Source organism: Pectobacterium aquaticum (assembly GCF_003382565.3).
In the GTDB taxonomy this organism is placed as follows: Bacteria; Pseudomonadota; Gammaproteobacteria; order Enterobacterales; family Enterobacteriaceae; genus Pectobacterium; species Pectobacterium aquaticum.
Map to the genome: position 1 here is coordinate 3797129 of NZ_CP086253.1, position 14424 is coordinate 3811552.

At 52.1% G+C, this 14424-nt stretch carries 13 protein-coding genes and 1 pseudogene; 11 read left to right on the forward strand and 3 right to left on the reverse strand.

Features of this window, described 5'->3' with window-relative positions:
* Positions 1 to 22: 22 nt before the first annotated feature.
* A complete protein-coding gene (locus DMB82_RS17550) occupies positions 23 to 841 on the reverse strand; it encodes an IclR family transcriptional regulator (RefSeq protein WP_102118502.1) in 819 nt (272 codons plus the stop codon).
* A 478-nt stretch (positions 842 to 1319) separates the two neighbouring features.
* Here DMB82_RS17550 and DMB82_RS17555 point away from each other — a divergent pair, with 478 nt between their 5' ends.
* The 11 genes from DMB82_RS17555 (at position 1320) to araD (ending at position 12939) form a co-directional block, all read left to right on the forward strand.
* The gene (locus tag DMB82_RS17555; RefSeq protein ID WP_102118503.1) at positions 1320 to 2849 is read left to right on the forward strand and encodes a sugar ABC transporter ATP-binding protein; all 1530 of its coding nucleotides are present in this window, start codon (positions 1320 to 1322) and stop codon (positions 2847 to 2849) included.
* 108 nt (positions 2850 to 2957) lie between these two features.
* Positions 2958 to 4040 (forward strand): ABC transporter permease, encoded by a 1083-nt coding sequence (locus tag DMB82_RS17560; RefSeq protein WP_102118504.1) that lies wholly within the window; start codon positions 2958 to 2960, stop codon positions 4038 to 4040.
* Between the two features lie 63 nt (positions 4041 to 4103).
* Entirely contained in the window at positions 4104 to 5204 is a 1101-nt protein-coding gene (locus DMB82_RS17565; protein WP_102118505.1) for an ABC transporter substrate-binding protein, read from the forward strand.
* A 14-nt stretch (positions 5205 to 5218) separates the two neighbouring features.
* A complete protein-coding gene (locus tag DMB82_RS17570; RefSeq protein ID WP_102118506.1) occupies positions 5219 to 6064 on the forward strand; it encodes an SMP-30/gluconolactonase/LRE family protein in 846 nt (281 codons plus the stop codon).
* A gap of 250 nt (positions 6065 to 6314) precedes the next feature.
* Positions 6315 to 7313 carry a 3-dehydro-L-gulonate 2-dehydrogenase gene (gene yiaK / locus DMB82_RS17575; protein ID WP_102118507.1) on the forward strand — a complete coding sequence of 333 codons (999 nt, stop codon included), beginning with the start codon at positions 6315 to 6317 and terminating at the stop codon, positions 7311 to 7313.
* 14 nt (positions 7314 to 7327) lie between these two features.
* Complete coding sequence (locus DMB82_RS17580; RefSeq protein ID WP_102118508.1) at positions 7328 to 7801, forward strand: NanQ anomerase/TabA/YiaL family protein; 474 nt, start codon at positions 7328 to 7330, stop codon at positions 7799 to 7801.
* Between the two features lie 121 nt (positions 7802 to 7922).
* Entirely contained in the window at positions 7923 to 9224 is a 1302-nt protein-coding gene (locus tag DMB82_RS17585) for an MFS transporter (RefSeq protein ID WP_116155381.1), read from the forward strand.
* On the forward strand, positions 9224 to 10729 hold the full coding sequence (locus tag DMB82_RS17590; RefSeq protein WP_102118545.1) for an FGGY-family carbohydrate kinase: 1506 nt from the start codon (positions 9224 to 9226) through the stop codon (positions 10727 to 10729). The genes DMB82_RS17585 and DMB82_RS17590 overlap by 1 nt, the downstream gene beginning before the upstream one ends.
* A complete protein-coding gene (ulaD, locus tag DMB82_RS17595) occupies positions 10726 to 11382 on the forward strand; it encodes a 3-keto-L-gulonate-6-phosphate decarboxylase UlaD (RefSeq protein WP_102118510.1) in 657 nt (218 codons plus the stop codon). The genes DMB82_RS17590 and ulaD overlap by 4 nt, the downstream gene beginning before the upstream one ends.
* Before the next feature lies 1 nt (position 11383).
* On the forward strand, positions 11384 to 12244 hold the full coding sequence (locus DMB82_RS17600) for an L-ribulose-5-phosphate 3-epimerase (protein ID WP_102118511.1): 861 nt from the start codon (positions 11384 to 11386) through the stop codon (positions 12242 to 12244).
* Complete coding sequence (araD, locus tag DMB82_RS17605) at positions 12238 to 12939, forward strand: L-ribulose-5-phosphate 4-epimerase (RefSeq protein ID WP_102118512.1); 702 nt, start codon at positions 12238 to 12240, stop codon at positions 12937 to 12939. The genes DMB82_RS17600 and araD overlap by 7 nt, the downstream gene beginning before the upstream one ends.
* 46 nt (positions 12940 to 12985) lie before the next feature.
* On the opposite strand, the pseudogene DMB82_RS17610 reads toward araD, so the two are convergent.
* Together DMB82_RS17610 and fbaA are read right to left on the reverse strand one after the other, a co-directional pair.
* Positions 12986 to 13114 (reverse strand): annotated as a pseudogene (locus DMB82_RS17610) (mechanosensitive ion channel protein MscS); the annotation flags it as partial.
* A 223-nt stretch (positions 13115 to 13337) separates the two neighbouring features.
* A complete protein-coding gene (gene fbaA / locus DMB82_RS17615; RefSeq protein WP_039487408.1) occupies positions 13338 to 14414 on the reverse strand; it encodes a class II fructose-bisphosphate aldolase in 1077 nt (358 codons plus the stop codon).
* Positions 14415 to 14424 lie beyond the last annotated feature (10 nt).

The window sequence follows — 14424 nt, forward strand, 5'->3', positions numbered from 1 at the left end:
GCTACATTAGCTAAGCTAATGTTCAATTGGGTATGACAAACCCTAACTCTTGAGAAATACGCTGGGCAGTAGCAATCACTGGCTTAATCAATGATTTAATACCAATTTGTTGCAACTTAGCTGTTGGCAATGATACCGATACGGCATAAGGAACGCGTTGCTGAATGTCAAATACCGGCGCGGCAATGCACGATACCCCCAGCTCATTTTCTTCACGATCCATCGCGAGTCCGCGCTGGCGAATATCCTCCAGCTCTTCATACATTTTAGGTAATTCCGTGATGGTATTTTTCGTTAGCGTCTGAATTTCATTCTGATGGGTTTGCCAGTAGTGATCGGGATAATCACGCTTACCGTATGCCATAAAAATCTTACCCATTGCCGAACAATACAGCGGCATATGCTGCCCGATATAGGCACGGGTACGCATCATGCCGGTTGTCGGTTCCAGCTTGTAAATCAGGATAACGTGATCGTCTTCCCGGCTGGAGAAATTCACCGTTTCACCCAATTCCAGATTCAACTGCACCAAATGTGGAGATGCTACATGGATGATATTCAGCGACGATAGCGCTTTTTGCCCGATAGAAATAAATTTAGTCGTCAAACGATAACTGCCCGGCGAAGGGGCCTGTGTGACATAACCGCTGGTATGCAATCCCTGTAGCAACCGGTGCACGGTGCTTTTGTTCATACCTGCCAATTCGGACAGGTGCGCCAACGGGCAACCATTTGGGAAGTTACTCAATATTTCAATAAGTTGTAAACCACGAAACAGACTCTGGCTCCCCAGCGGTTTTTCTTTCTGATCGTCTTTTTCATTAACAGCTTTCGGACTCATAACAGATCTCCAGAATCGAGCCACCAGGCAATCTTGCCCAGGAATTCCGCCACACAGTGCGTCGGGGCCGCCAATTCTCTTCAAGATAAAGATGTTACCGCAAGGGCTACATGAGGTGAAGTGGAACGGCATTTCATTGTCAACAGGGAGACAAAAATACGCAACATTGCCCTTAACCAGGAAGTGCGTAGTGCGTCACAAATACGAAACAATAAAAATAACACATTGTTTTTTATAAAAATTAAAAACGCTTTCAGCTTTGCTTTAACGTTACGTTCGGCATATTATTTTTTGAAATCAGATTTCGCATATTGGAATTTAACGTTCACTAAAACACCTACATTTTGTTTATTTTGTTTTTAGTTCATTGCTTAACCAGAGAAGGTATCTCAGTACTGATGCCTAAACGCGACAAGGATAAGTCACTTACCGATGTTGCATCGTGCAGGTTACAAGTACTGGATAAAAGGGCGCGTACATGAATCAAGTCAATATGGATTACCCCATACTAACGCTCAGCCATATCACCAAGCGTTTTGGTGGAAATATTGCCGTCAACGATGTCAGCCTCCAGGTAATGCCGGGGGAAGTACTGGCGCTACTCGGTGAAAATGGGGCCGGAAAATCGACACTCATTAAGGTACTGGCTGGCGTTTATCCTCGTGATCATGGCGATATTCAATTTCGCGGAACCAACATAGCCTCTGCCGCGGCGATAAAAAGTGACGGCCTACAACCTATTGCCTTTATTCATCAAGATCTCGGGCTGATCGAGTGGATGACCGTCGCGGAAAATATGGCACTGGTGATGGGCTTCCCCCGTCGCTACGGCTTAATTGACTGGAGAGCGATACGCCGACGCGCCACTCAGGCCTTAGACGATGTTGGGATCGTGTTGGATCCTGATGCCCGTGTATTCGAACTTTCACGAACGGAAAAATCCCTTCTAGCGATCGCCCGCGCGGTGGCCGTTAATGCAGAACTGCTGGTGCTCGACGAACCCACCGCGTCGCTCCCAGCGAACGATGTTCGTCATCTATTTTCCGTCATTAACCGACTACGCGCGAAAAAGGTTGGCATGATCTACGTCACCCACAGACTAGATGAAGTGATCGAAATTGCCGATCGGGTTTGCGTCATGCGCGATGGCCGCTATGTGGCAGGTGGAAATACCGCAGATTACTCACTGCGCGATCTCGTGCAAATGATCGTAGGAGAAGCGATATCAGGCGATCAACGCGAACCACTACCCGAAGCCCAGTCCCCCGTTTTGCAATTGGACAATATCATCGTCGGTGATATCGGCCCCGTTAGTTTTAGCCTGCAACCGGGGGAAATGCTGGCGTTGGCAGGTCTACGCGGCGCAGGGCAGGAAGAAATTGGCCGTTTGCTGTTCGGGCTTCGCAAGCGCGAGAGTGGAGATATCCGCTTTCGTGACGCACCTTACCACGCAAATTCGCCACAACAGGCAATGAACAGTGGCGTGTCACTGGTAGCTGGCGATCGCACCAATGAGAGCCTAGTGATGTCGATGAGCGTACGCGAAAATTTGTTCATCAATCCCTGTGCCAGCGGACATAAATTGCTCTCAACCTATAGCCGGCGCGAAGAAATCGGGGCCAGTTGGTGGAAAGTACAACTGTTCGATGTTCGGCCAAAGAACGTCAATATCGATATCAGCGCTCTCTCCGGTGGGAACCAGCAAAAAGTGGTGATGGCACGCTGGATGCACCTCGGTGCGCCTTTGCTTATTCTGGAAGACCCCACAGCAGGCGTAGATGTGGGCGCACGGGCAGAAATTTACCATCTGTTAAATAAATCACTCGCGGACGGTGTAGCCGTATTGGTGATCTCTAACGACTTTGAGGAAATCGCCCATATCTGCAATCGGGCGCTGGTTTTCAACCGTGGGAAAGTCGTTGGTGAACTCAAAAATCAGCAAGTCTCTTTTGCCAATTTATTAGAGCTGGCCTCTGCCAGCACTGGGGAAACCGCAGCCTCGATCTAAGAGGCTCGCTTACGCATTACAGCACAGACGGCCTTGATGGGTAACGGTTGGCTTTCAGTGAGCCATACCAACCACCCAAATTGCATCACCTGTTTGAAGGAAAAAATAATGTCGAATAAAACTTCAGTAAAATCAACGGCACTAGAACAGCGCGTGAGTCTATCTCAGGATGGCGCAGGCCCGTGGCTGACGCAAATGCTGACCCGCTATGGTCTGCTGTTGCTGTGCATTGCACTGGTTATTCTATTTTCTCTGACAACGCCGTCGTTTGCGTCTTTGTTGACGCTACAGGCTATCCTGTCTAGCAAAGCAAAAATCGCGCTATTAGCGTTGGCCGCTACCATTCCCATGATCGTCGGAAAAATCGATCTCAACGTCGGCTTTGGCATCGTGCTCTGGCACATTTTGGCGATTACCCTTCAGGTGGAATACGGTTTTTCATGGCAGATGGCCGTGCTTATCGTGCTCGTGATTTCAGCACTGTACGGCCTGCTTAACGGTATTCTCGTGGCCCTCGCCGATATCGACAGCTTCGTTGCCACACTTGGTTCAGGCACCGTGCTATACGCTGTCGCGCTGTGGCACTCAGGGGGGCGTCAGATCGTTGGCGATCTACCGGATGCCTTTATTGCACTCCATCACACCGAAATAGCGGGGATCCCTCTAGCAGCCTTTTATGTGCTGGTTGTCGCCATCGTACTGTGGCTCATCACCGAACACACGCCGCTTGGACGCTGTATGTATGCCGTCGGCGGTAATCCGGCAGCCGCAAGACTGAATGGCATTTCTGTCAACCGTTTCACGATCGGTGCCTTCATTGCCTCAAGCGTATTAACCGGTTTTAGCGGAGTGCTGATTGCCGCCGAACAGGGCGTCGGGCAAGCCAGCGTCGGCATGGACTATTTGTTACCCGCGCTGGTCGGCGCTTTCCTCGGCAGCACCACCATTCGCCCCGGACGAGTGAACGTCTGGGGAACGGTAGTCGGCATCGCTATTCTTGCTATCGGCATTGCCGGAATCCAGCAATTTGGCGGCGAATTCTGGGTTGAACCGCTGTTCAACGGTGCAACGCTGTTACTGTCTATCACGCTGGCAGGCTATGCCCAGCGCCGTCGGTTACTCAATCAGAAAGCAGTACAACGTAGTCAAACCGTCAAGCCTCAACGCCCTCACCAGGAGAGTTCTCAGTAGGAAAACCTTCAACCCCGAAAATGATAACCATAACGCGACACATCACTAGCAGGAGTACACCCTATGAAACGTTTTTTGATGTTATCAGGACTTAGCGCACTCTTCTTGAGCAGTATGCCAACATGGGCGGACAGCTATCTTGATCAAGCGACAGCAGCGGTAGCCAAAGCGACCAGCAGCAGTACCCAGTGGGATGGACCGACCAGCGGGCCAGCGCTTCAACCCAATAAAAAGATCATTTTTATCGCTTCCGATATGAAAAATGGCGGCGTACAGGGCGTACAGCAGGGGCTGAGTGAAGCGGCAAAAGCCGCAGGCTGGAAACTGGAAACGTTGGATGGGGGAGGATCAGTCAAAGATCAACTGTCCTCACTCAATCAGGCCATTGCCCAGAAACCAGATGGTATCGTCATCGGGGGATGGAATCCAAACGTTGCTAAGATCCCGCTGAAAAAAGCGGTTCAGCAAGGCATCATTTTGACCGCCTGGCATGCGGTGCCAGAGCCTGGCCCCTTACCCAAATATGACGTATTCTATAACGTCACCTCAGATTCTAATGAAGTAGCCCGTATTGCGGCACAGTACGCCGTCGTGAAGTCGGGTGGCAAGGCCAATGTGCTGATTTTTACCGATTCGCTCTATCAAATTGCACTCGACAAAGCCAATATCATGAAGGAAGAGATTGGCAAATGCAGCGGCTGCAAAGTGCTGGAGTTTATTGACACGCCGCTGGCCGATACAGCAAACCGTATGCCCGCGATGACCTTTAGCCTGTTACAGAAATACGGAGATAGCTTCCAATATTCGCTGGCCATTAACGATCTGTATTTCGATTTTATGGCTCCTTCACTGAAGACAGCAGGTAAAGGTGGCAAAAATGCCCCTTACAATATCTCAGCAGGTGACGGTTCCGTCTCCGCTTATCAGCGCATCCGTTCCGGCGATAGCCAATCAGCTACGGTGCCCGAGCCGCTGAAACTGCACGGCTGGCAACTGTTGGATGAATTTAACCGTGCCTTTGCCAAACAGCCACCTTCAGGTTACGTGACGCCTGCACATCTGGTTACCGCAGAAAATATTGGCAGCGACGGCGGCAATAGTAATCAATATGACCCACAGAACGACTATCAAAGCCATTACAAATCTATTTGGGGCGTGAAGTAAGTGGGGACCACATCATGACACAGCAACTTGAGCGTCTGTGTTCTCCTGCCATCTGGGCCGAAGGCCCAGTATGGTTACCGCAGCAGGATGCCGTGGTATTCAGTGACGTCAAAGGAAACCAAATGTTTATCTGGTCTCGCGATGGCGATATACGCATTTGGCGATCCCCATCGAACTATGCGAATGGTAACGCGCTGGATGCACAGGGACGTATCGTGAGCTGTGAGCATGGGCGGCGCTGTATTAGCCGCCACGAAAGCAATGGCGAGATTCGGGTGTTGGTCGATCGTATCGATGGGAAACGTTTCAACTCCCCAAATGATGTGGCGATCCGTAGCGACGGTACGATCTGGTTTACTGACCCACCTTACGGCATCACTGGCGATGAGGAAGGGTATAAATCAGAAAGCCAGGTCATCGGCTGTTACGTGTACTGTTTCGATCCACGTGACGGTTTACTCAGTATCGCCGCCAGCGATCTCCAGCGTCCTAACGGGTTGGCATTTTCACCGGATGAAACGCACTTGTATGTCGCAGATATGTCGATTGTTGATTTTCCAACACTTGGCCGCCGCGAACTACGGGTTTATCCGGTAGAGGGAAACCAACTCGGTACCGGACGCCATTTTGCTGCTGTGGCTCCCGGTTTTCCAGATGGTTTTTGTCTTGACCGTGCAGGGAATCTCTTTTGTAGCTGTGCCGATGGTGTATTAATTTTTAATCCCTCTGGCGAGCAAATTGGCAAGATCGATGTACCAGAACGCGTATCCAACTGCACATTAGGGGGCCCCAACGGCGATGAACTCTACATTACTGCAACAACATCACTGTACCGAATCAGGCTAACGCTCCCACTGTAGGGGGCCGCCTCTCTGGCAGGGCGATTCTATCGCCCTGCTCCGTCACGCCTAAACCCCACGTACAAGGCAAAATGCGCCCCAGATCACAAACTCATCAAATTAAAATAACCATCTGTTTTTAAATGAAAATTTAACACACTCTCGTTTTGACTTCATGCAAGCACAGGTATAGCATTTATTTGAAATGCAATTTCGCATAATGAAATATGACGAATAAAAAGCAACCTAATTATCGTCATGGAGACGCGTTATGAGAGTGAGTTACAACGACCTTAAGCAACAGTTCAAACGTGTTTTACTGGCGCGCAATGTAGCGGAAGAAACCGCCGATGCCTGCGCGACGCTGTTCGCCGATACTTCAGCCGACGGCGTTTATTCTCACGGTGTAAACCGGTTCCCACGCTTTATTCAGCAGTTGGACGCTGGCGATATCATACCCAATGCCGAACCCAGCAAACTGCTCTCACTCGGTGCTATCGAGCAGTGGGATGCCCATCAGGGCATTGGCAACCTGACAGCTCGCCGCATGATGGATCGCGCTATGCAGTTGGCAGATGCACACGGTATCGGTCTGGTGGCGCTGCGCAACGCCAACCACTGGATGCGCGGCGGAGGCTACGGCTGGCAAGCCGCCGAGAAAGGCTACATCGGTATTTGCTGGACTAACTCGATCGCCGTTATGCCACCGTGGGGAGCAAAAACCTGCCGCATCGGCACTAATCCGCTGATCGTCGCCGTCCCCGGCAACCCAATCACCATGGTGGATATGTCGATGTCGATGTTTTCCTATGGCGCGCTAGAGATAAACCGATTGGCAGGCAAGACCTTGCCCGTTGATGGCGGGTTTGACAACGACGGTAATTTGACCCGCGATCCAGCCATTATCGAGGAAAACAGGCGCATTCTCCCAGCGGGCTACTGGAAAGGATCGGCCCTGTCTATTGTGCTAGACATGATCGCCACCCTACTGTCCGGCGGTGCCTCCGTCGCAGAAGTCACAGAAGATCATCGCGACGAATACGGCGTATCGCAGGTCTTCATCGCCATTGAGATCGATAGGTTGATCGACGGCAAAACCCGCGATGAGAAACTGAAACGCATAATGGATTACATCACCAGCGCCGAGCGCACACAACCGGATGTCGCCATCCGTCTGCCGGGCCATAAGTTTCCGCGTATTCGCGAAGAAAACTTGCGCGACGGCATCCCAGTTGATGAAAGGGTGTGGGCACGAATTCAGGCGCTTTAACAAGGAGACGTCCCATGATCTTCGGTCATATCGACAATACCGTTTTTGGTCAGCACCCTGCGCCTGTCGCCCGTGCGCTAGCCTACCTGCAAAAAACCGACTTCAGCGCCTTACCGGCTGGCCGCTACCTTGATGAAGAGACAGGCTATGCCGTTCAGGTACTGGATCTACACACGCAGGCTAAAAATGACTTACGTCCCGAAGTCCATCGTCACAATATTGATGTGCAATTTTTAGTCAGCGGAACCGAAAAGATCGGCGTGGTAACGGATAACGGCCGTAATCCGGTACATCAGGAATGGAACGAAGCACGCGACATCTTGTTCTATCAGGATGTTGATGACGAGTCCTGGCTGACCATGCATTCGGGCAACTTTGCCGTGTTCTTTCCTCAGGATGTGCATCGTCCGGCCTGCATTCACGAGCAGTCCTGCTCAATCCGCAAAGTAGTGGTGAAGATACCGATGGCACACTTTCACGCTCCCTAATCGTTTCTGATTTTGTCATGTAACGCGACACATGCCTGCGGGCATGTGCGGGGATCGCTACGCGCGAAAAAGCCCAAAATGACGCACGCCATGCACGCAACATGTTGAAGGGTAAAGTGATATGAATACAGCTACAGTTTCTTCTAGCCAGCCCACAGCGGCAAACATTCCTCGATTACGCTGGTTGAGGATCGTGCCCCCTATTCTGATTACCTGCATTATTTCCTACATGGATCGCGTCAATATTGCATTTGCCATGCCCGGCGGTATGGATGATGAACTGGGTATTACGGCATCCATGGCGGGTCTGGCCGGTGGTATTTTCTTTATCGGTTATCTGTTCCTCCAGGTTCCGGGCGGCAAACTGGCGGTACACGGCAATGGTAAGAAGTTCATCGGCTGGTCGCTGTTAGCCTGGGCGGTTATCTCGGTACTGACGGGTCTGGTGACCAATCAATATCAGTTATTGTTTCTGCGTTTCGCACTCGGGGTCTCTGAGGGTGGCATGCTGCCCGTGGTGTTAACCATGATCAGCAACTGGTTCCCAGATAAAGAACGCGGTCGTGCCAACGCCATCGTCATCATGTTTGTGCCGATCGCAGGGATCCTTACCGCACCACTTTCCGGTTGGGTGATCACAACCTGGGACTGGCGCATGCTGTTTCTGGTCGAAGGTGGGTTCTCGCTGGCAGTGATGCTGCTGTGGTGCTTCACCATCAGCAATCGGCCGCAGGAAGCAAAATGGATTTCTCAGGCCGAGAAAGACTACCTGATCAACACACTGCAAGCAGAACAACTCGTACTACAAAGCAAAAACATTCGTAATGCCTCTCTGAGCCGGGTGCTGCGCGAAAAGATGATATGGCAGTTAATCCTGGTGAACTTCTTTTATCAAACAGGAATTTATGGTTATACCCTGTGGTTGCCTACCATCCTGAAAGGACTCACCAACGGCAGTATGGAACAAGTGGGCATGCTGGCCATTTTTCCCTATCTCGGTGCCATCATTGGCATGTTCACCATTTCCTACCTGTCCGACCATTCAGGGAAACGTAAAGTCTTCGTCGCGCTACCTCTTGCCTGCTTTGCTGTGTGTATGGCGCTGTCCGTTCTGTTAAAGGAGCACATCTGGTGGTCTTATGCTGCACTGGTCGGTTGCGGCGTCTTTATTCAGGCGGCGGCCGGTGTGTTCTGGACAATCCCCGCGAAGCTATTTGATGCAGAAATCGCCGGCGGGGCTCGCGGCGTGATCAATGCGCTCGGCAATCTCGGCGGCTTCTGCGGCCCTTATATGGTTGGCCTACTCATCACCACATTTAACAAAGATGTCGGCGTTTATAGCCTGGCTGTTTCATTGGCGATTGCCGCGGCGCTCGCCATTATGCTGCCACAACGCTGCGACCAACAGGTGGAGGCACCATGATGGAATACTGGTTGGGACTAGACTGTGGCGGCACCTTTATCAAAGCTGGGCTCTACGACACCCATGGCACGGAGTGCGGCATCGCACGCCGCAGTCTGTCCATCACTACACCGGAACCCGGCTGGGCAGAACGCGATATGCATGTGCTCTGGCACACCGCTGCCGACGTCATTCGCGAGCTACTACACAACACGGCAATCCCTGCCAGTACCGTGATGGGAATAGGTATCTCTGCCCAAGGTAAAGGGCTATTTCTACTGGATAAACACGACAGACCGCTGGGTAACGCGATGCTGTCGTCCGATCAACGTGCGCGGGATCAGGTGTTGGCCTGGCAGCAGGCCGGTGTACCTCAGGCGCTCTACCCTCAGACTCGCCAAACGCTGTGGACCGGCCATCCAGTATCCTTGCTCCGCTGGCTCAAACAACATCAACCGACGCGTTATGAGCAAATCGGCAGCCTGTTTATGGCACATGATTATCTGCGCTTCTGTTTAACGGGTGAGCGGGCCTGTGAAGAAACGAATATCTCCGAATCTAATCTCTACCATATGGGGTTAGGACGCTACGATCCGGCACTCGCCGAACAGCTCGGCATCAAGGAAATCACCAACGCATTACCACCTATCGTCGGCTCTGCCGATATTGCCGGTCACATTACCGCAGAGGCAGCGCGGGCTACGGGTTTACTGGAAGGAACGCCCGTAGTCGGTGGGTTATTCGATGTCGTCTCCACCGCGCTGTGTGCGGGGCTTCAGGACGATACCCGGCTCAATGCCGTCATGGGAACCTGGTCCGTAACCAGCGGGATCACTGACACGCTTAATGACGGTTACGACCATCCGTTTGTGTATGGCCGCCATGCCGAAGCGGGACGCTATATCGTGCACGAAGCCAGCCCCACTTCTGCCGCCAATTTGGAATGGTTCTGCCGGCAATGGGGCATGGATAACGGCTCTCGGCTCGATTATGCACAGCTCAATCACGGAGTATCCCAACTCCCTAAAGCGGGCAGCGATCTGCTATTCGTCCCCTTTTTATATGGGTCCAATGCCGGAATGGGTCTCAGCGCCAGCTTCTATGGCATGCAGGCATTCCACCAGCGTGAGCATTTAATACAGGCTATCTACGAAGGCGTGGTGTTCTGCCACATGACACACCTGAACCGCATGCGACAACGTTTCCCTCGGGTGGAAGCACTACGTATCACCGGCGGTCCTGCTCGTTCTGCCCCCTGGATGCAGCAGTTTGCCGATATCAGTGGCCTGCCCATTGAATTGCCACAGATAGAAGAAACTGGGTGTCTGGGCGCAGCAATGGCGGCAATGGTCGGGAGCGGCGCGTTTATCGACTTCACCGCCGCACAGCAGGCACTTTCACCACGAATCGACCACGTAACCCCAGACGAATCGTTCCGAGACGCTTACGACAAAAAATACCAACACTATCAGGCACTGGTTGAGACATTAAAATCGCTGCAACCCGCCGTTAAGGAGAAACCATGAAAATGCAACCACGCCTGCAACTGGCGCTCGATCATACTCGGCTGGATGCGGCCTTAACGACAGTGGAGCAACTTCATCCCTATGTCGACATCATCGAGGCGGGCACCATTCTATGCATCAGCGCAGGTATCCAGGCCGTCAGCCATCTGCGGGAACGCTGCCCACAACACATTCTGGTCGCAGACCTAAAAGTCGCTGACGCAGGCGGCACGCTCGCCGAACAGGCATTTTCCCACGGTGCCAACTGGATGACCGTCATTTGTGCAGCACCGTTGCCTACCATGGCAAGCGCATTGGAAGTGGCAGAACGCTATCAAGGGGAAATCCAAATTGAGTTATTTGGCCGCTGGACGCTTGAAGACGCCAAAAATTGGCGTGATTTGGGCATAAAACAGGCGATTTACCACCGTGGACGCGACGCACAGGCTAACGGTCAAACCTGGGGACAGCAGGATCTCGACACAATGAAAGCACTATCAGACCTCGGTATAGAACTGTCCGTCACAGGGGGATTGACGCCCACAGATCTCCCCCTGTTCAGCGATATTGCCGTCACGTCCTTCATTGCCGGACGTGCCCTGTCCGATGCTCCCAATCCAATCGACGTAGCTCAGCAGTTCCGCACCGCGATTAACACCATCTGGAGGCCTTAAGATGCGCCAGCACCCATTAGGAATTTACGAGAAAGCGTTGCCAAAACACCTGACCTGGCCTGAAAGGCTGGCGCTGGCAAAGGCCTGTGGCTTTGATTTTGTCGAAATGTCAGTGGACGAAAGTGACGAACGCCTCTCACGCCTGCAATGGACGAAAGAACAGCGGCTCTCGCTGGTCAGCGCCATGTTGGAAACGGGTATCCGTATTCCTTCAATGTGCCTATCTGGGCATCGGCGTTTTCCCTTCGGCAGCCACGACGAGGCGTTACGTCAGCGAGCCTTTGCGATCATGGAGCAGGCGATTCAACTGGCTAATGATGTCGGTATCCGAACGATTCAATTGGCAGGCTATGACGTTTATTACGAACAGCAGGATGAAGGCACACTCGCCCGTTTTACCGAAGGCATGCAGTGGGCCGTCGAACGCGCAGCCGCCGCACAAGTGATGCTAGCCGTAGAGATCATGGACACCGCGTTTATGAACTCGATCAGTAAATGGAAGGCCTGGGATGCCTGCCTGGCATCACCGTGGTTCACGGTCTATCCAGACGTCGGCAACCTGAGTGCCTGGGGCAATAACGTCAACCATGAGTTACAACTCGGTATCGATCGTATCGCCGCAATCCATCTAAAAGACACCTTTCCTGTCACTGAAACCTCACCAGGGCAGTTTCGTGACGTGCCATTTGGAGAAGGCTGCGTGGATTTCGTTTCCGTTTTCAAAACATTAAAGAACCTCAATTATCGCGGCGCTTTTTTGATCGAAATGTGGACAGAAAAAGCCGATGAACCGGTCGCCGAAATTGTTCAAGCGCGCCGTTGGATAGAACAGAAAATGCAGCAAGGGGGAATGACATGCTAACGTTACAACAGCTTAAACAACAGGTATTGGAAGCAAATTTGGATCTACCACGCCATCATCTGGTGACCTTTACCTGGGGTAACGTCAGCGCCGTCGATCGAGAACGCGGCATAGTCGTCATCAAGCCCTCGGGCGTGGACTACGATTGTATGACCGTAGACGATATGGTGGTGGTCGACCTGGTTTCTGGACAACCCCTTGAAGGCAGCAAGAAGCCCTCGTCAGATACCGCAACACATCTGGCGCTGTATCGTGCGTTTACCGATATCGGCGGCATCGTACACACGCACTCTCGCCACGCCACCATTTGGGCCCAAGCTGGGCTGGATCTCCCCGCGTGGGGCACCACGCACGCTGACTATTTCTACGGTTCAATCCCGTGTACCCGGCTTATGACGCAGGATGAAATCGAACAGCACTACGAATTGGAAACCGGCAACGTCATCATCGAAACGTTCCGTCAACGTGGTATTAGCCCTACAGATATCCCTGCGGTGCTGGTCAACGCCCACGGCCCTTTTGCCTGGGGCAAAGACGCCCACAACGCGGTACATAATGCCGTTGTGCTGGAGGAAGTGGCTTACATGGGGATTTTTTCACGCCAGCTCACCCCTGGCATAGCGGACATGCAACAGGTTCTGCTGGATAAGCACTATCTGCGTAAACACGGGAAAAACGCCTATTACGGGCAATAAGAAAGGAAACGCATCAGGGGTCAATTGGCCCCTGATAACATAACGATTATTCCGCGCGTTCCTGCGGTACGTTATGCAGGTGCACACCCATCTGCGGATAAGGAATAGCAATATGGTGCTCATCCAGCACGCGTTTAAAGCTTTCCAGCAGATCCCAATACACCGCCTGCGCGTCGTCGAGAGCTCTGTACCTGCGTGACCGAGCCGGACACGCCCCCCAAATCCACCCATTCGCCAGTACGAAAAGCCGCCAAAATTAAGGCTCCCGTAGGAGCCTTAGCATCAAACCATGTTTATACCCGTCATACTTCAAGCTGCATGTACGTTGGCTTTGCGTTGTTCAAAACGCTAACGTTTTGTCCTGCAACTCGAATTATTTAGGGTATACGTCGTCTGACTTACAGCACATCAACAGCATTAAGCTCTTTGAAGGCTTGTTCCAAACGAGTCACCATGCTTGCCTGCGAGGCACGCAGCCATACACGCGGGTCATAGTATTTCTTGTTCGGCTGATCGTCGCCTTTCGGGTTACCCAATTGACCTTGCAGATACGCTTCGTTTTCTTTGTAGTATTTCAGGATACCTTCCCACGTTGCCCACTGGGTATCGGTATCGATGTTCATTTTCACTACGCCGTAGCTAACGGAATCTTTGATTTCCTGAGCGCTGGAACCAGAACCACCGTGGAATACGAAGTCCAGGCTGTTGTGCGGCAGGTTATGTTTCTTGGAAACATATTCCTGAGAATCACGCAGGATGGTCGGAGTCAGCTTCACGTTACCTGGCTTGTAGACGCCATGCACGTTACCGAAAGAAGCAGCGATAGTGAAACGTGGGCTGATCGCGTTCAGTTTGGTGTACGCGTAGTCAACGTCTTCTGGCTGAGTGTACAGCGCAGAAGCGTCCATGTGGCTGTTATCCACGCCGTCTTCTTCACCACCGGTGCAACCCAGTTCGATTTCCAAGGTCATATCGATTTTGGCCATACGCGCCAAATACTTAGAGCAGATCTCGATGTTCTCTTCCAGAGATTCTTCAGACAGGTCGATCATGTGAGAAGAGAACAGCGGTTTGCCAGTCGCAGCAAAGTGTTTTTCACCCGCGTCCAGCAGGCCATCGATCCACGGCAGCAATTTCTTCGCGCAGTGGTCTGTGTGCAGAATCACTGGCACGCCATAGTGTTCAGCCATTTGATGCACATGATGAGCGCCAGAAATCGCACCCAAAATTGCCGCCTGCTGACCTTCTGCTTTCAGGCCTTTACCGGCGATGAATGCGGCACCGCCGTTAGAGAACTGAACGATGACCGGCGCGCGCACTTTGGCTGCGGCTTCCAGCACAGCATTGATTGAGTCGCTACCGACACAGTTCACTGCTGGCAAGGCAAATTTGTTTTCTTTTGCTACTGCGAAAACTTTCTGAACGTCATCACCAGTGATGACACCGGGTTTTACGAAATCAAAAATTTTAGACATGTTACGCGTC

Excerpts from the sequence above, each read along its gene's own strand:
- ulaD (WP_102118510.1), top strand. The coding sequence starts at position 10,726 with ATGAAAATGCAACCACGCCTGCAACTGGCGCTCGATCATACTCGGCTG.
- DMB82_RS17600 (WP_102118511.1), top strand. The coding sequence starts at position 11,384 with ATGCGCCAGCACCCATTAGGAATTTACGAGAAAGCGTTGCCAAAACAC.
- DMB82_RS17560 (WP_102118504.1), top strand. The coding sequence starts at position 2,958 with ATGTCGAATAAAACTTCAGTAAAATCAACGGCACTAGAACAGCGCGTG.
- araD (WP_102118512.1), top strand. The coding sequence starts at position 12,238 with ATGCTAACGTTACAACAGCTTAAACAACAGGTATTGGAAGCAAATTTG.
- DMB82_RS17590 (WP_102118545.1), top strand. The coding sequence starts at position 9,224 with ATGGAATACTGGTTGGGACTAGACTGTGGCGGCACCTTTATCAAAGCT.
- DMB82_RS17555 (WP_102118503.1), top strand. The coding sequence starts at position 1,320 with ATGAATCAAGTCAATATGGATTACCCCATACTAACGCTCAGCCATATC.
- DMB82_RS17550 (WP_102118502.1), bottom strand. The coding sequence starts at position 841 with ATGAGTCCGAAAGCTGTTAATGAAAAAGACGATCAGAAAGAAAAACCG.
- DMB82_RS17570 (WP_102118506.1), top strand. The coding sequence starts at position 5,219 with ATGACACAGCAACTTGAGCGTCTGTGTTCTCCTGCCATCTGGGCCGAA.
- yiaK (WP_102118507.1), top strand. The coding sequence starts at position 6,315 with ATGAGAGTGAGTTACAACGACCTTAAGCAACAGTTCAAACGTGTTTTA.
- DMB82_RS17585 (WP_116155381.1), top strand. The coding sequence starts at position 7,923 with ATGAATACAGCTACAGTTTCTTCTAGCCAGCCCACAGCGGCAAACATT.
- DMB82_RS17580 (WP_102118508.1), top strand. The coding sequence starts at position 7,328 with ATGATCTTCGGTCATATCGACAATACCGTTTTTGGTCAGCACCCTGCG.
- DMB82_RS17565 (WP_102118505.1), top strand. The coding sequence starts at position 4,104 with ATGAAACGTTTTTTGATGTTATCAGGACTTAGCGCACTCTTCTTGAGC.
- fbaA (WP_039487408.1), bottom strand. The coding sequence starts at position 14,414 with ATGTCTAAAATTTTTGATTTCGTAAAACCCGGTGTCATCACTGGTGAT.